This is a genomic window from Roseburia sp. TF10-5, from assembly GCF_003462365.1.
GTDB classification, from domain to species: domain Bacteria; phylum Bacillota; class Clostridia; order Lachnospirales; family Lachnospiraceae; genus Roseburia; species Roseburia faecis.
This window is the reverse complement of the sequence record NZ_QTYW01000012.1, coordinates 55,560-72,116: the sequence shown is the minus strand read 5'-3', so window position 1 is coordinate 72,116 and position 16,557 is coordinate 55,560. Positions and strand designations below refer to the sequence as shown.

General features: G+C 44.2%; 15 protein-coding genes, 1 other RNA gene and 1 riboswitch. Of the genes, 15 read left to right on the top strand and 1 reads right to left on the bottom strand.

Translation table 11 applies throughout. From position 1 onward, the window contains the following. Positions 1–28 precede the first annotated feature (28 nt). The 3 genes from DXD06_RS11480 to DXD06_RS11470 all read left to right on the top strand — a co-directional run bounded on the left by DXD06_RS11480 (position 29) and on the right by DXD06_RS11470 (position 3,530). On the top strand, positions 29–2,077 hold the full coding sequence (locus DXD06_RS11480; RefSeq protein ID WP_330418197.1) for a glycoside hydrolase family 36 protein: 2,049 nt from the start codon (positions 29–31) through the stop codon (positions 2,075–2,077). Positions 2,078–2,149: 72 nt separating this feature from the next. Continuing rightward, entirely contained in the window at positions 2,150–3,109 is a 960-nt protein-coding gene (locus tag DXD06_RS11475; RefSeq protein ID WP_117831935.1) for an ROK family protein, read from the top strand. A 16-nt stretch (positions 3,110–3,125) separates the two neighbouring features. Further along, positions 3,126–3,530, top strand: coding sequence for a serine/threonine protein phosphatase (locus tag DXD06_RS11470; RefSeq protein ID WP_117831933.1), 405 nt, complete (start codon positions 3,126–3,128; stop codon positions 3,528–3,530). Positions 3,531–3,708: 178 nt separating this feature from the next. Here the strand turns inward: DXD06_RS11470 and ffs are convergent. Next, positions 3,709–3,970, bottom strand: an RNA gene (gene ffs, locus DXD06_RS11465) — signal recognition particle sRNA large type. A 171-nt stretch (positions 3,971–4,141) separates the two neighbouring features. On the opposite strand from ffs, the gene flgM reads away from it, so the two are divergent. From flgM to pflB, 12 genes are all read left to right on the top strand, one after another. Next, positions 4,142–4,414 carry a flagellar biosynthesis anti-sigma factor FlgM gene (gene flgM / locus DXD06_RS11460; RefSeq protein WP_022045237.1) on the top strand — a complete coding sequence of 91 codons (273 nt, stop codon included), beginning with the start codon at positions 4,142–4,144 and terminating at the stop codon, positions 4,412–4,414. A gap of 30 nt (positions 4,415–4,444) precedes the next feature. After that, positions 4,445–4,957 (top strand): flagellar protein FlgN, encoded by a 513-nt coding sequence (locus DXD06_RS11455; RefSeq protein ID WP_022045238.1) that lies wholly within the window; start codon positions 4,445–4,447, stop codon positions 4,955–4,957. A 14-nt stretch (positions 4,958–4,971) separates the two neighbouring features. Next, positions 4,972–6,681, top strand: coding sequence for a flagellar hook-associated protein FlgK (locus tag DXD06_RS11450; RefSeq protein WP_117831931.1), 1,710 nt, complete (start codon positions 4,972–4,974; stop codon positions 6,679–6,681). 18 nt (positions 6,682–6,699) lie between these two features. Then, complete coding sequence (gene flgK, locus DXD06_RS11445) at positions 6,700–8,571, top strand: flagellar hook-associated protein FlgK (protein ID WP_117831929.1); 1,872 nt, start codon at positions 6,700–6,702, stop codon at positions 8,569–8,571. Between the two features lie 55 nt (positions 8,572–8,626). Then, positions 8,627–10,213, top strand: coding sequence for a flagellin N-terminal helical domain-containing protein (locus tag DXD06_RS11440; protein WP_117831927.1), 1,587 nt, complete (start codon positions 8,627–8,629; stop codon positions 10,211–10,213). A 25-nt stretch (positions 10,214–10,238) separates the two neighbouring features. Continuing rightward, positions 10,239–10,703 (top strand): flagellar assembly protein FliW, encoded by a 465-nt coding sequence (fliW, locus tag DXD06_RS11435; protein ID WP_022045242.1) that lies wholly within the window; start codon positions 10,239–10,241, stop codon positions 10,701–10,703. Between the two features lie 3 nt (positions 10,704–10,706). Next, positions 10,707–10,925 carry a carbon storage regulator CsrA gene (gene csrA, locus DXD06_RS11430; RefSeq protein WP_022045243.1) on the top strand — a complete coding sequence of 73 codons (219 nt, stop codon included), beginning with the start codon at positions 10,707–10,709 and terminating at the stop codon, positions 10,923–10,925. Positions 10,926–11,057: 132 nt separating this feature from the next. Then, positions 11,058–11,471, top strand: coding sequence for a flagellar protein FlaG (locus tag DXD06_RS11425; RefSeq protein ID WP_117831925.1), 414 nt, complete (start codon positions 11,058–11,060; stop codon positions 11,469–11,471). An 18-nt stretch (positions 11,472–11,489) separates the two neighbouring features. After that, complete coding sequence (gene fliD, locus DXD06_RS11420; protein WP_117831923.1) at positions 11,490–13,043, top strand: flagellar filament capping protein FliD; 1,554 nt, start codon at positions 11,490–11,492, stop codon at positions 13,041–13,043. 64 nt (positions 13,044–13,107) lie between these two features. Further along, positions 13,108–13,515 carry a flagellar export chaperone FliS gene (gene fliS / locus DXD06_RS11415; protein WP_022045246.1) on the top strand — a complete coding sequence of 136 codons (408 nt, stop codon included), beginning with the start codon at positions 13,108–13,110 and terminating at the stop codon, positions 13,513–13,515. A gap of 17 nt (positions 13,516–13,532) precedes the next feature. Next, positions 13,533–13,973, top strand: a complete 441-nt coding sequence (flgN, locus tag DXD06_RS11410) for a flagellar export chaperone FlgN (protein WP_022045247.1) — start codon at positions 13,533–13,535, stop codon at positions 13,971–13,973. A 60-nt stretch (positions 13,974–14,033) separates the two neighbouring features. Beyond that, positions 14,034–14,116: riboswitch (ZMP/ZTP riboswitch) on the top strand. A gap of 161 nt (positions 14,117–14,277) precedes the next feature. After that, positions 14,278–16,530 carry a formate C-acetyltransferase gene (gene pflB, locus DXD06_RS11405; protein ID WP_117831921.1) on the top strand — a complete coding sequence of 751 codons (2,253 nt, stop codon included), beginning with the start codon at positions 14,278–14,280 and terminating at the stop codon, positions 16,528–16,530. The last annotated feature ends 27 nt before the right edge of the window (positions 16,531–16,557 follow it).

The following is a 16,557-nucleotide window of genomic DNA, read 5'->3' as shown; positions in this document are numbered from 1 at the left end:
TTTTATATCAGGCTGCCCTAAGAGCTCTTTGGCACGTTCCATAGTCTATGATTATTTTTTTCTGACTGTATTTGTGCGTGAAAATACGGTACTTGCCATGGGCGAAAATGATCAGCTTGACTATGATCGTCCATATGAGCGGCATGGAAATAAATATGTGGTGACTTCTCCCGGATGTTATCTGAAATATGAAAATATGCAGGATACAAAGAATGAATCCGGGAGAATGCTTCAGATCCGGCAGAAAGATCCTCTTACCGGAGTCTGTGTACAGACCGACATACAGTTTTATGACGGAGTGCCGGTGGCAAGATTTGTCAACCATGTAACGAATGAGGGAGAGGAGGAACAGGTACTGACGTACCTGTCCTCCTTTACCTGCTCTGGAATTAAGAGAGATGGAAACTTTTTGTATATTCCGCATAATGGGTGGCAGAAAGAGCTGAACTGGCGCAGATATTCGTTTGAAGAGCTTGGATTTCCGGTGACACAGACGAAAAGTATCCGGAGAAGTTCCAAAACAATAGAAGTTTACAATACCGGGAACTGGTCCACAAAAGAGTATCTGCCGATGGGATTTCTGAGCCATCCGCAGAGTGGCGCGGGGCTGATCTGGCAGATTGAAAACAATGGTTCCTGGCATTATGAGATCGCAGACCAGAATGATCATTATGTTTTGAATGTCAGCGGGCCAAACGAGATACAGTCACATTTCAGTAAGGTGCTGCGCCCGGGAGAGACATTTGAAAGTGTGCCGGCAGCAGTGGGTGCAGTGCGGGCAGATATATCAGATGCATTTTCTGCAATAACGGAATACCGGCGAAGAATCCGCAGAAAAAACCGTGACAATGATACACTCCCGGTAATTTTTAATGATTATATGAATTGTCTGTGGGCAGATCCAACGACGGAAAAAGAATTACCGCTGATTGATGCTGCAGCAAAGGCCGGATGTGAATATTTTGTTATTGATGCCGGATGGTACGCAAAGGGAATCTGGTGGGACAGCGTAGGAGAATGGAAAGAAAGCCGCGAGCGTTTCCCAAAGGGAATCCGGCAGGTGACCGATTATATCCGGAGCAAAGGGATGATACCGGGAATCTGGCTGGAACTGGAAGTAATTGGAATCCACAGTCCGAAACTTGCAGAATTAAGTGATGACTGCTTTTTCAAACGGCATGGCAGACGGATATATGACAGAAGCCGCTATCAGCTGGATTTCCGGAATCCGGAGGTGATCGCCCATGCCAATGAAGTGATCGACCGTGTTGTGAATGAATATGGCGTCGGTTATATTAAGATGGATTATAACATTGAGCCGGGGATCGGAACGGAATTGGATTCAGACAGTTTTGGAGAAGGACTGCTTGCACATGAGAGAGCATATCTGGCCTGGCTGGATACGGTATTTGAAAAATACCCAGATCTTGTGATCGAAAATTGTTCCAGTGGAGGCCTGCGCATGGACTATGCCCTGTTGTCCCGGTTAAGTATCCAGTCTACCAGTGATCAGGAAGAATATGATATGTATGCACAGATTTCTGCAAATGCAGCTACCGGTGTCGCACCGGAGCAGGCAGCAGTGTGGTCCTATCCGTTAGAGCAGGGAGACCGCGAGGAAACCATCTTTAATATGGTAAATGCGATGCTGCTTCGCATTCACCAGAGCGGACATCTGGCACAGCTTTCACAGGAACGGTTCCAGCTTGTAAAAGAGGGGATTGACTGTTATAAACAGATCCGCAAAGACATCAAAAACGGGCATCCGTACTGGCCGCTTGGACTTGCAAAAGCAGAGGATTCATGGATGGCATACGGAATGGAAGCACCCGCACAGGAAGGTGCGAAAACCAGAACATTTTATCTGTCTGTCTGGAGAAGAGGCGGGGAGCAGAAAGCATGCACATTTCTCCCGGTACCTGCATACAACACACCGGACTGGAACGGGGCGGATATGACAGTAAAACAGATTTATCCGGTGGAAGAGGCACAGCATGTGCGCATCAATCAGGATCATACAATCACGGTGGAATATGAGCAGCCGGTCATGGCGCGTGTTTTTGAAGTTACTATTTGACTTTTTTCTTTGAAACCAATATATTGACAGAGTAAGTATGATTAGAATCATAACAGACTGAGTGAGGAAGAAATGTACAGAGCAGGAATTGATCTTGGTGGAACCAATATAAAAGCAGGGATTGTTGATGAACAACAGCATATAATTGCAGAAGCATCTGTGCCGACGAATGTAGAGAGACCGTATCAGGACATCATAAGGGATATGGCAAAACTGGTAAAAACGCTTTTGAAGCAGAAAGGTATCGGGGAAACACAGCTGAAGAGTATAGGAATCGGAAGCCCGGGAACGATTGATGCAGTACATGGAGTTGTGTTGTATTCCAATAATTTCGGGTGGGAAAATGTTCCGCTCACAGAGCAGTTAAAGAAGTACTTTTCCTGTCCAATTGCAGTTTCCAATGATGCAAACTGTGCGGCTTTGGGTGAAGTAAAAGCCGGTGCGGCGCAGAATACAAAAAATGCGATTCTGCTGACGCTTGGAACTGGTGTGGGCGGTGGAATTATTCTCGATGGAAAGGTGTTTGAGGGCGCACATGCAGGCGGTGCCGAACTCGGACACACAAGTCTGATATGTGGCGGTGAGCCGTGCACATGCGGACGGAAAGGCTGCGTGGAGGCATATGTATCGGCGACAGCGCTGATCCGCGATGCAAAAAGAGCCGCGCAGCAGCACCCGGAATCCATCCTGAATGCGATGTGTCAGGGAGATCTTTCGCACATGAATGGAAAAATTCCGTTTGATGCCGCACAGGATGGGGATACAGCAGCAGAAAAAGTAGTAAATGATTATATTTGCTATCTTGGAGAAACCATTACAAATTTTGTCAATATTTTCCGGCCGGATATTGTTTTGTTATCGGGAGGCATCTGCAATCAGGGGAAAAAACTGACAGAGCCTCTTGAAACATACATTCAGGATAAATGCTTTGGTGGCAGCAAGGCGTTTATTCCGAAAGTTGCATGTGCGGTTCTTGGAAATAAGGCGGGGATCATCGGCGCTGCAAATCTGACAGGCGGTAAGGAAAGATAAGGAGAATGGAGTTATTATGGAAGAAATTTTTGAACAGTTTAAAGATAAGGATGCATTTGATGCCTACTGGAAAGAACATTATGTTCCGCTTACTTATGAGGATGTAAGGGAAGCATACGAGGATTTTGTAAAATCTGCGGATAAGCATATTTTTCTGTCGGATTATGAGGAATCCGGTAATGTCAGCCGGGAGAATTTTATGGACAATCTTTCACAGGCGGCGCAGTTCGCGTTTCAGGATGGATTGACGGAAGCGTTTTATGAGAAGAATCCGGAAGTCTACGAGAATGCATTTGCATTATTTGAGGCGGCACAGATGGAAGGCGGGGATGCGAATATTGCGGCAGCTTTTCATGAAGAGTATCAGCGTTTGTACCATGATTTTTTGTTGGAACTGTTTGATGCACAATATGCGGAATAGACCGGGGAAATATAGGAAATAAAAGAAGGAGGCGCATAATGCGGCCTCCTTTTAAAATTTCATAAATGTGCAGGTTGTATTCTTGAAAAACAGAATAAGGAGCATTTGCCATGAAAGTTACGCTACGCGTAAGGCAAATGCGTAGGTCATATTCTGGAAAAGAAGAATATGACATAAACCGAGTATCCCGCTTCGAATCAGAAACAATAGACGTTACCTTTGCAGTTAACTCCCCCCAGGCACCCTCACGTCACATGAGAGCTTTCGCTTAGGGCTGCTGTATTCCTACCCTGACCCGGTTCACGAATTCCCATTGCGCAAGACCCAGACGTCAACGCCACTTGCGAAGGGCAGCTCCACCGCCCTGACCCTCTGCGGGATATCACCCCAACTATAGCGGATTGTTGGTACAAGGTACCGCTACCACCCCGGCTACTCGGAGATTTAAGTATAATTCATATCAGAGGCTCTTGTCAAGCAAAACTGCCCGCATCTGTAAATTTAAAAAAAAAGCTAAAGTATCTGCCAAACGAACCGATAAACAATGTATAGAGATGCAAGAACAGATGCATTTCGGAAGCTTATTTCAAGGAAGAAAGGAGATGCTGAGCATGCGTATAGATGCATATAACCAGGTAGCACAGTTATACGGTATACAAAAGAATTTAAAGACACAGAAGGCGCAGAATGCAGCAGGTCCGAGAGATCAGGTGTCCATTTCACAGGCCGGACGTGATTATCAGGTCGCAAAAAGTGCAGTATCAGAAGCTTCGGATATCAGGGAAGATAAGGTAAGTCAGCTCAAATCAATGATTGATGCGGGAACATATTCCGTTGAGCCTGGCGATTTTGCCAGCAAATTACTTGAAAAGTATAATGCCTGATGCAAAAGGCAGACGAGAGAGGTTTTTGAAGTGGCTAGTTTAGTAGAAGAGCTTGTAACAGTACTGGAAGAAGAAGAAAAGATTTACCAGACATTGATTTCTTATGGAGAAAAAAAGACAGACATCCTGATTCGGGCAGATGTTCCGGAACTGGAAAAACTGACATGTCTGGAACAGCTCGCAAGTGATGATCTGGTGACACACAGCAACCAGCAGGTACAGCTCTTAAAGGATATTGCCAATGTACTCGGACGTACAGAAGAAAAGATGACAGTTACCAGACTGATCACTTTGCTGGAGTCGCAGCCGGATGTACAGAAAAAACTGACCGAAGCGAGAGACCGTCTGCTTGCGGCAGCAGACCGGATGAATCATCTGAATGATCAGAACGTGGCTCTGATTAAACAGGCCATTGAGTTAAACGAATTCGACCTTACGTTGTTCAAGAGTTTGCGGCAGGCCCCTGAGACCGCCAATTATGACAAAACTGCCTGCAATACAGGAAGCTTGCTGGGCAGCAGCGGATTTGACGCAATGAGTTAAGGAGGAACAAAAGAATGGGAAACGGATTCGGAAGCTTATATATTGGGGCATCTGGACTTCAGAATGCCCAGTATGCACTGAATACAACGGCAAACAACCTTGCAAATGTGAATACAACAGGATATGTCCGTCAGCAGGTTCGTTTTGCAGATAAAACTTATAATAAATTAAAGGACCCGAATAAAAATGTGAACATGCAGCAGTATGGGCTGGGTGTATCCATTGGGGATGTGGTTCATGCAAGGGATATTTTCTTAGACAAATCTTATCGGCAGGAGAATGGACGCAAGGGATTTTATACTTCTTTTTATGAAATCACGGATTATGTGCAGGATCTGTTTCAGGAATTAAACGGAGAACAGTTCAAACAGAGTGTCAGTGATCTGCATCAGGCATTTCAGGAACTGGAGCCTAATATGGATAATTCCACACAACAGAATCTGGTACTTGAAAAAGCGGATCTTCTGCTGAGCCGTACGAAGTCATTGTATGATGACATGAAATCGTACCAATCCAATATCAATGAACAAATTAAAGATGATGTTGACCGTGTAAACGAGATCGGAAACCGTATCTATGAACTGAACCTGCAGATTCAGAAAGTAGAAGCTGGCGGACAGGAAACTGCAATGACCCTGCGAGATGAGCGTGACAATCTGCTGGATGAGCTGGGCGGATACGGAAGTGTCTCCATTAAGGAAGATGCGACGGGATTTACGTATGTAGATTTTGAAAGCACACCGTTTATCGATGACAATAAGTGCTATAACATCGGGCTGCAGGAAGACAAAGAAACCGGATTTTACACACCGTACTGGACGCAGCTTTCTGATGTGGACAAGCAGCAGTATGTCCGCGTATTTAAAAAGAACGAAGTGATTTCCACGGATTTAAATACCGATGTGGGAAGTATTAAAGCCAAACTTCTTGCCCGTGGGGACGGATACGGAACGTATCAGGATCTGGAAAGCGAAGAGGCGTATGACCGTATTTCTGGTTGTACCATGATGGAGACAGAAGCACAGGTTTCTGCACTGCTTCACAATATTGTGACAAAAATCAACGATGCATACTGTCCGAATAAGACAGTAGATACGGATGTCACCTATACCGATGCCGATGGGAATCAGGTATCATTAAAGGGAAAGAAAGTTCTGGATGCCGCAAACTGTGCAGTCGGGGAAGACGGACAGCTGCCGCCGAGGGAATTGTTTACCCGTGTGGGAATGGATCGTTATACCAAGGTGACAGGAGATGATGGGAATACCTACTATGTGTACAATGAAGAAGATGAAAATGATTCCACGACACTGTATTCCCTGAACAATATCAGTATCAATAAAGAATTGCGCAAACAGATCACACTGATGCCGTACAAGAATCAGAACGGTACGGATTATCCACTGGGTGAAAAACTGATGAGCCTTTGGAACGACAAGGAAATGACACTGAATCCGTACGACAAAAAGCCGTGTACGTTTGAAGGCTATTATGACAAGCTGATCGGGCAGATCGGAAATGATGGAAACACTTTCCAGTCGGCAAGTGAGACACTGACGGGGGCACTGTCTTCCATCGACAATCAGAGACAGCAGACGATGGGCGTTTCCTCCGATGAGGAACTGACACACATGATCAAATTCCAGTCTGCATATAATGCGTCCAGCCGTTTTATGACGGTAATCAGTCAGATGACAGAACTGATCGTGACAGGATTGAAATAGAGATAAGGAGGCGTAGTTATGCCATCACAGTTTTTTGGATTGAATATCGGGGCAAGTGCTTTGTCGGCATTTCAGACTTCAGTGAATACAGCGGCAAACAACGTTGCAAATGTGCAGACAAAAGGATATACCAGACAGACGGCAAATCTGTCCGCAACCGATCCGATTCGTGTATATACCAGATATGGTAGTGTCGGAACCGGTGTGGAAGTGACTTCCGTGACACAGGAGCGAAATCTCTATTATGATGAAAAATACTGGCAGAGTAATTCAAGCCGGGGATTTTTCGAACAGAAACTGTATTATGTGGATCAGGTCCAGACAATCTTCCGGGATGATGAGCAATCGCAGAAAGGATTTTCCAGTATTTTTTCCCAGATGTTTAAGGATCTGGATACCTTAAAGACACAGGGAGAAGTGAAAGCCGTCCGCAATCAGTTTATTCATCAGGCACAGAGCCTTTGCACTTATTTTAATGCTTTGTCCAAGAGCCTGACAGATATTCAGGAAGATACCAACGAAGAGATCAAGGCTTCTGTGGATAATATTAATTCCATTGCAGAGAAAATTTCGGTGTTAAACAAGCAGATTAACAATATTGAAGTGCGTGGTGGGCATGCAAATGAGCTGCGCGACCAACGCGCGAATCTGATTGATGAGCTTTCAGGGATTGCAGATGTAGAGACGAAAGAATTCGAGGTGACAAACTCCAACGGACAAAACTTAGGAGGAACCAATTACCGCGTATATATCAACGGACAGACACTTGTAGACGGAAACGATTACCGGACATTAAAATGCACCTCTTCAAAGTATCTGAACAATCAGATGGATGCCGAGGGCATGTATGCCATTACCTGGGAAGATACCGGAATGGAATTTAATGCCAAAGGTGCCAGTGCCAACGGAAGCCTCAAGGCATTGTTTATGATCCGTGACGGAAATAACAATGAAAATATGAAGGGAACGGTCTCGGATGCAGATCTGTCTTCTATTACGATAAAGATTCCGGATACAAAAGTGAATGAACTGTCACTGGCGAATAAGGGCCGGATTATGGTAAATAATAAGTTTTATTACTATGATGGATGGACAGCAAAAGTCGGTGAAAACGGGGTAAACAGTGTAACATTTAAGCTTGCCCCGGAATCCCAGATGGCAGATCAGGCAGAAGCTGACCGTGTCAAGGGAGACGGGCAGAGCAATTATCTGACAACCGGTTCTTCCATGGATGCAATGGGAATTCCATATTATCAGAATCAGATCAATGAGTTCCTGCGTAATTTTACCCAGGCATTCAATGATATTGAAAAACAGGGTGTTACATTAGATGGCGATAAAATGGGAGCCTTTTTTGTGGGAACTTCCCCAACCGGAAACACGTTTGATGCAGATTCGTGGGATGCGAAAGTACAGGCGGCAAAGAAAGACGGATGGACAAAGGATATTGAACTGTCATCCGACGGGGACAGCTATTATCAGTTTACAGCGACAACCCTTGCAGTAAACAGCAAATCATTAAAGGATCCCAACTACTTTGCAACGTCAACCCAGATTACACAGGGGGAGGCGAAATACGATACCGTTGAGGATCTTTTGAAGCTGCAGAAGGATGTGCGGATGTTCCGCGGGGATTCTGCGGAGACGTTTCTCGAAACACTGATTTCAGATGTGACGGTTGACGTGAACAAGACAACAACAAGTTCCAATAATTATTCGAACCTGTCTACCGCGATCGCGACACAGCGTGCCTCGGTATCCGGTGTGGATGAAGACGAGGAAGCGATGAACCTGATCAAATTCCAGAATGCATACAATCTGGCATCTAAGGTGATTTCCGTGATGTCGGAGATGTATGACAAACTGATCAATGAGACCGGGGTGGTATGATGCCTGCGGACGAAACCGTGTGAGCTGACAGCATAAAACTTAGGAGGGAGATCCTATGAGAGTTACCAATAATATGATCACAAGCAACACAAAGAGCAATATTAATGCAAATAAGGTGCTTGTGGATAAATATAATACCCAGATGACAACGCAGAAGAAGATCAATAAACCGTCGGATGATCCGGTCATTGCGATTCGTTCCCTGCGTATGCAGACCAGTCTGTCCCATATTGACCAGTATCTGAACAATAACATTTCGGATGCCAATTCCTGGCTGAATGTGACGGATACGGCGCTGGAAAATATGAAAACAATCCTGACGGATGTCCGCTCATTATGTGTCAAAGGGGCAACGGATACCTTAAAAGAAGATGACCGTAAAACGATTCTGAATCAGCTGAAATCTTTAAGTGATCAGATTTATGCAGAGGGAAATGCAGATTTTTCCGGCAGAACGGTATTTACCGGATATCGTACGACCGAGCAGCTGACATTTAAGACGGATGAAGAAACTACATCCTACACGATTGATCAGAAATTATCCTATAAAGATATTTCCGAGGCACGCTACACATACGGAAGCGTAGATGTACCGACGGATGCCACAAACAGTTTTGATGAAACGATTTCCATCGGGGAAAATACCTACGACCGGCTGCGTCTGGCGTATGGAAAGATTAACGGAAAAGATAATTCGGATGGAACGGGAGCAATTGATCCGATTTCCAGTATGAGTTATACGACAGCTGCAGGAAAGAAAGTGGAATTAGACCTTGCACCGGGACAGACTAGAGGACAATTTGTAGATGAGAATGGGGCAGCAACCGGCAGTACGTTTACCATGTACGAATCCAAAGAGGAGTGGCTTAAGGCGAACAATGGAGAAGCCAAAGTCGGAGACAATGACATGGTATTTATCAAAGATACCGGTGAAATGATTCTCGGAAAAGATTTGTCCAATACATTAAAGAGGGAAAAGGCAGATCTTAGCATCACGTACACCAAAACCGGATTTGATGCTGGAGAGGCACGGCCGGAATATTACTATGACTGTAAGATGAAAACTCCGGATATGCAGAAAGCAGTACAGTATACCAAGGAAGATCAGCCGATCAATTTCGAAATTTCCAGTGGAATCATGCTCGCGGCAAATACACAGGCGAGCGATGTTTTAAGCACTGACATTGGGCGGGACATGACAGAGATGATGACGCTTGTTTCTGCTTCCACACAGGCACATGACAAAGTTTCACAAATTGAAAAGATGATGTCTATGGATAAGTATTCGGATGAAGAGAGCCAGAAGAAACTTCAGACCTATCTGGATGCTGCCAATAAAGAAGCTACCTATGCAGACGATAATCTGTCAAAAACCTACCAGCAGTTTATCTCAAATTTTGACGGATACCTGAATAAAGTAAATGTGGCACATACCAATGTGGGCGGATTGCAGCAGCGCGTGGAGCTGACAAAGACCCGTGTGGAAAACCAGAAAGAGACGGTAGAAGAATTGAAGTCTAACAATGATAACCGTGACATTTCGGATATTATCATTGATTACTATGCTGCTTACAACGCATATACGTCCAGTCTGACAGCTGCATCGAAAGTTGGAAGCCAGACATTACTGAACTATTTATAAAAACGCGGAGCGAAGGAGAAAGACCATGAAGGCTGATTCACGTATTTTTGGAAAAATTGAAATAGAGGATGATAAAATCATCACGTTAGAGAAAGGTATGATCGGTTTTCCGGATCTCAATCATTTTGCACTGATTTATGATGAAGAGAAAGAAAAAAAATACAATTCCATTATGTGGCTGCAGTCGATGGATGATCCGGACATTGCATTTCCGGTTATGATGCCGCATATCGTCAAGGAAGATTACAACCCGAATGTAAGTGAGGAAATGATTGCACCACTCGGAAAGCTGACACCGGAAAACACATATATTCTTGTGACGGTAACGGTTCCGAAAAATATAGAAGATTTTTCCGTAAACCTGAAAGCACCGGTTGTGATCAATATGGATAACCGCAAAGGGGTACAGATGATAGTGGAGGATGATTATCCGGTAAAATACAAAGTATATGATGTGCTTAAGGCAAAGAAAGAAAAGGCGGGTGAATAAGATATGCTGGCATTGACAAGAAAAAAGGGGGAGGCCCTTGTAATCAACAACAATATCGAGATCACCGTACTTGAAATCCGGGGAGATCAGATCAAACTTGGAATTACGGCACCGAAAGATGTTCCGGTATACCGTAAGGAAGTGTATCTTCAGATTCAGAAAGAAAACCAGGAGGCAATCAGCCTTGATGGCATCGAAGCATTAAAAGGAATTCTTGGATAAATCGGAAAAACAATCGGAGGGTGTTAAGTTTTTACTGACACGCTCCGATAATTATTTATAGAATGACAGTAATAGATTGGCTATGCAGCCGGCATAACCGGCAGCGGATGATGGAGACAGGAGGTAATCATCATGGCAATGGAGGCTATTAAAGGTGCAGGAATGACGTATCAGGGAAGTGTGTCATCTGCAGAAAGCCAGCCCAAAACAGATTCTGCGGTAAAAGCAGCAGAGACCGATGCAACTGAAAAGGGCATCGTATCGGAGAATATAAAGCAGGCTGGTGAGGAGAACGTAAACACTTCCCAGGGAGCAGATCAGCGGAATACAAATGCGCAGATCAAAAAAGCCGTGGATGAAATGAATAAAAAGGCGGTCAACTCGGAAGCAATATTCGGCATTCATGAGGCAACCAATCGTGTGACCATAAAAATTATTGATAAAGATACCAAAAAAGTACTCAAAGAGATCCCACCGGAGAAAACACTGGATATGATTGCAAAGGTGTGGGAACTTGCAGGCCTTATGGTAGATGAAAAAAGATAAAAAAGGGGAGGAAAAATTATGCCAATCAGAATGACAGGTATGGTGTCCGGACTGGATACCGATTCTATCGTAAAAGAACTCGTTTCTGCATACAGTACCAAAAAGGAAAAATACGAAAAAGAGCGGACAAAACTTGGCTGGAAGCAGGAGATCTGGAAAAGTCTGAATAAGGAAGTAAACAGTTTTTATAAGAGTGTTGGTAATCTGCGGTTTGACAGCGGATACAATACCAAAAAGACAACATCGTCCGACAGCACGAAGGCAACCGTCAGTGCGAGCGGAAATGCGACTGTCGGAACACAGAAACTGCATGTGCTTTCTACTGCACAGTCGGGTTATCTGACGGGGGCTGAGATTAAGACAACAGCCAACGAGAAAGTTACTACGTCTACAAAGCTTTCGGATCTGGGTGTTACAGCAGATGAAATTACCTTTAATGTGGGACCGGCAAATAATTCTGCATCCGGAACCACAAAACAGATCAAAGTAGGAAAAGACAGCACAATCAGTGACGTTGTAAACCAGCTGAAGGATGCGGGACTGAATGCAAATTTTGATGCCGGAAACAGACGCTTTTATCTGAGTTCTTCAGATTCCGGATATGCAACGGATTTTAATATTACTGCGGACAGCAGCGATACAAATTCTACAACATTATTAAACGCACTGGGTTTGGGCGATACGGCAAAGAAGCTTGACGGAAGCGATGCGGTTATTGTTTTAAATGGCGTAAAATATACCAGTACAACGAATAATTTTTCTATCAATGGATTATCCATTTCCGTCAATGGAGTGACAGACAAAGTCGATGATCTTGAAAATGTCGATGTCGATGCCTTAGATGACAGCAAGGCAGTTTCTATTTCCACAACGACCGATACACAGGGAATCTATGACAAGATCAAGGATTTTATTACTAGTTACAACAATATCATCAACAAGATGACGAAACTGTATAACGCAGATTCTGCAAAGAATTACGAGCCATTGACAGATGATGAGAAGTCGCAGATGTCTGATTCGGAAGTAGAAAAGTGGGAGACAAAGATCAAGGACTCCCTGCTTCGCCGTGATTCCAATCTGAGCACGATTATGAATGCCATGACGACTTCCATGACCAAGGCAATTTCCATCAATGGAAAGAATTTTTCGCTTTCCAGTTTTGGAATCAGTACACTTGGTTATATGAATTCGGCAGAGAATGAGCAGAATGCTTATCATATTGACGGTGATGAGGATGATGAAAATACATCAGGAAATAAAGATAAGCTGATGGCTGCATTAAGCAGTGATCCGGATACCGTGATTGATTTCATGAAGCAGTTGTCGACCAATCTGTATACGGCAATCGACAAGCAGATGCAGACTAATTCCCTGCGAAGCAGATACAGCATTTACAATGATAAGGAGATGACTTCCCAGTATACAAGCTATACGAAGACCATTGCAGAGTGGGAGACAAAAATTTCGGATAAAGAAGATTATTATTACAAGAAATTCTCCAAGATGGAGACTGCGCTTTCCAAGTTAAACAGCCAGACAAGTTTTCTTTCAGGTATGTTCAGCAGTTAATCAGTATCATGCAGGGCAATCTTTTGCAAAATAAAATATACAGGAAATAATAGGGGGAATCAGGATGATTCAGAAAAATCCATATGCAGCGTATAACAACAGTAAGATCCAGACGGCAACACCGGCAGAACTGACGCTGTTACTCTATGAGGGAGCTATTAAATTTACAAACATTGCGATTGTAGCGATTGAAAAGGGCGATATTGAAAAGGCGCATAACAATATCCGAAAGGCAGAGAATATCATTCGGGAGTTTCAGATAACTCTCGACCACAAATATGCAGTTGCCAAAGATTTTGATGCGGTCTATACCTATCTGTTACAGAGATTGTTAGAGGCCAACATGAAAAAGGACAAGGATATCTTAGAGGAAGTGCTTGGTCATCTCCGTACCATGCGGGATACATGGAAAGAAGTTATGGCAAAGACCGCAAACGGAAACAATATCAAGACAAAGGAACCGGTAGCGTAATGCCGGCAGGAGACAGTATGCCAGATACATATATTGCAATTATGCTGCAGAGCCTGAAAAAAAAGGAACAGGTTCTGGATGAAATTATCCGCCTGGATGACCGGCAGAAAGATACCCTGACGGATCCGGAATGCCCGTTTGATGTGTTTGATGAAACCGTGGAGGCAAAAAGTGCGTGTATTGATCAGCTGAACCAGCTGGACAGTGGTTTTGAGAAGCTCTATGCACAGGTGGCAGAAGAACTGGATCAGAACCGTGAAGATTATGCAAAGGAAATTCGTGACATGCAGCAGTGCATTCGCCGGGTAACGGACAAAAGTGTCAAGATTCAGGCGCAGGAAGCCCGCAACAAAGAACTGATGCGTGAAAAGTTTGCCACAATTCACAGACAGGCAAAGGCGGTGCGGAAAAACAGCCGTGCGATTACCGGATACTATAACAGTATGAAAGAATGGTAGTTATTTCATAAAATGGGACAAAAGTGCTACTTGATAAAAAATATCATATGACTTATAATGACTTTGTTATATGACTGACGGATAATGTGGAGCACCACGTGAAGTATAACAAAGGCATGAGCCGTACCGTCTGGGCAAAAGATAAAAAACCCAGGCGGTTTTTTGCGTTCATTTATATTTTCCGGTTTTTGGTAAATATATTGTACGAAAATAAAGACATGCGTGGGTATTGACAAAATGATGAACGTTAGTGTAATCTATCAATGATTAGAGAATACTAACCAATAAGAGAAGGAGGATCACCATGTTAGAAATGAAAGAGTGGGATGGATTCGAAGGACGTCTTTGGAAAGAAGAGATTAATGTCCGCCAGTTCATTCAGGATAACTACACACCATATGATGGTAACGAGGATTTCCTTGCAGAACCTACAGAGGCTACCAATAAACTTTGGGGAGCACTGCAGAAACTGCAGAAGGAAGAGCGCGCAAAGGGCGGAGTCCTCGATATGGAGACCGAGGTTGTAACCGGTATTACAGCTTATGGTCCGGGATATATTGATGAATCTTTAAAGGATTTAGAGACAATTGTAGGTTTACAGACAGACAAGCCGTTAAAGCGTGCATTCATGCCTTACGGTGGAATCAAGATGGCTGTTCAGGCATGTGAGACATACGGATATCAGGTAAGTGACCAATTAAAGGAGATTTTTACCAAGTATCACAAGACACACAACACAGCCGTATTCGATGCTTACACACCGGAGATGATGAAAGTACGTCACAATAAGATCTTAACAGGTCTGCCGGATACATACGGACGCGGACGTATTGTTGGTGATTACCGCCGTGTTGCTTTATACGGTATCGACCACCTCATCGAGGAGAAGAAGAAAGATAAGGCAAACTGTGGCTGTGGTGAGATGACAGACAATGTGATCCGTTTAAGAGAAGAGATCGCCGAGCAGATCAAGTGTTTAGAGGATATGAAGAAGCTTGCAGAGATCTACGGATACGATATTTCCAGACCTGCAACAAACGCAAAGGAAGCCGTACAGTGGTTATACTTTGGATACCTTGCAGCAATCAAGACACAGAACGGTGCAGCAATGTCCGTTGGTCGTGTTTCCACATTCCTGGATATCTACTTCGAGAGAGACTTAAAGAAAGGCATCATCACAGAGCAGGAAGTACAGGAATTGGTTGACCACTTTACCATGAAGCTTCGCATGGTAAAATTCGCACGTATTCCTTCTTACAACCAGCTGTTCTCAGGTGATCCGGTCTGGGCAACACTTGACGTTGCGGGTACAGGCGTAGACGGACGTTCCATGGTTACAAAGTCCGACTTCCGTTTCCTGCATACATTAGAGAACATGGGACCGGCTCCGGAGCCAAACCTTACCGTATTATATTCTTCCAGACTTCCGGAAGCATTCAAGGATTATGCAGCACGTATCTCTATTGATACAAGTTCCATCCAGTATGAGAACGATGACGCTATGAAACCGGTATGGGGCGATGATTATGCCATCTGCTGCTGTGTATCTGCTACACAGACAGGTAAGGAAATGCAGTTCTTCGGTGCCCGTGCAAACCTTGCAAAGTGTCTCCTGTATGCAATCAACGGTGGTGTGGATGAGAAGACCGGCCAGCAGGTAGGACCGGATTACAAGCCAATTACATCTGAGTACCTTGATTATGATGAAGTCATGGAGAAGTACGATAAGATGATGGACTGGTTAGTAGATATTTATGTAAATACCTTAAACCTGATCCAGTATATGCATGACAAATATTACTATGAAGCAGCAGAACTTTCTCTGATGGATACTGATCTGAAGAGAACGTTCGCAACCGGTATTGCAGGTTTCTCACACGTAATCGATTCCCTTTCCGCAATCAAGTACGCAAAGGTTAAAGCTATCCGTGACGAGAACGGAATTGCAAAAGACTTCGAGATCGAGGGAGACTTCCCAAGATACGGTAACGATGATGACCGTGCCGATGATATCGGAGTATGGCTGTTACAGACATTCATGGATAAGTTAAAGAAGCATCACACTTACCGTGATTCTGAGCCTACAACTTCTATCCTTACCATTACTTCCAACGTTGTATATGGTAAAGCTACAGGAGCAATGCCAGACGGACGTAAGGCTGGCGAGCCACTTTCACCGGGAGCTAACCCAAGCTACGGCGCAGAGAAGAGCGGACTTCTTGCTTCCCTGAACTCTCTGACAAAGATCCCGTATGAGTGGGCACTTGACGGAATTTCCAATACCCAGACCATCAACCCTGGTGCACTTGGAAATGAAGAAGGCGAGCGTATTGAGAACCTTGTAAACGTTATGGACGGATATTTTGACCAGGGTGCGCATCACCTCAATGTTAACGTGTTTGGCAAGGAGAAGCTTATCGACGCTATGGAGCATCCGGAGAAAGAAGAGTACGCAAACTTCACCATCCGTGTATCCGGTTACGCTGTGAAGTTCATTGATCTGACCAAAGAGCAGCAGATGGACGTTATCGCACGTACCTGCCACGATCATATGTAATAGGATCTAAGGGGTCACGAGAGTTGC

Bases quoted from the DNA above. Each gene is read 5' to 3' on its own strand.
- DXD06_RS11475 (WP_117831935.1), top strand. From the start codon at position 2,150: ATGTACAGAGCAGGAATTGATCTTGGTGGAACCAATATAAAAGCAGGG.
- DXD06_RS11470 (WP_117831933.1), top strand. From the start codon at position 3,126: ATGGAAGAAATTTTTGAACAGTTTAAAGATAAGGATGCATTTGATGCC.
- flgM (WP_022045237.1), top strand. From the start codon at position 4,142: ATGCGTATAGATGCATATAACCAGGTAGCACAGTTATACGGTATACAA.
- DXD06_RS11450 (WP_117831931.1), top strand. From the start codon at position 4,972: ATGGGAAACGGATTCGGAAGCTTATATATTGGGGCATCTGGACTTCAG.
- flgK (WP_117831929.1), top strand. From the start codon at position 6,700: ATGCCATCACAGTTTTTTGGATTGAATATCGGGGCAAGTGCTTTGTCG.
- DXD06_RS11440 (WP_117831927.1), top strand. From the start codon at position 8,627: ATGAGAGTTACCAATAATATGATCACAAGCAACACAAAGAGCAATATT.
- fliW (WP_022045242.1), top strand. From the start codon at position 10,239: ATGAAGGCTGATTCACGTATTTTTGGAAAAATTGAAATAGAGGATGAT.
- csrA (WP_022045243.1), top strand. From the start codon at position 10,707: ATGCTGGCATTGACAAGAAAAAAGGGGGAGGCCCTTGTAATCAACAAC.
- DXD06_RS11425 (WP_117831925.1), top strand. From the start codon at position 11,058: ATGGCAATGGAGGCTATTAAAGGTGCAGGAATGACGTATCAGGGAAGT.
- fliD (WP_117831923.1), top strand. From the start codon at position 11,490: ATGCCAATCAGAATGACAGGTATGGTGTCCGGACTGGATACCGATTCT.
- fliS (WP_022045246.1), top strand. From the start codon at position 13,108: ATGATTCAGAAAAATCCATATGCAGCGTATAACAACAGTAAGATCCAG.
- flgN (WP_022045247.1), top strand. From the start codon at position 13,533: ATGCCAGATACATATATTGCAATTATGCTGCAGAGCCTGAAAAAAAAG.
- pflB (WP_117831921.1), top strand. From the start codon at position 14,278: ATGTTAGAAATGAAAGAGTGGGATGGATTCGAAGGACGTCTTTGGAAA.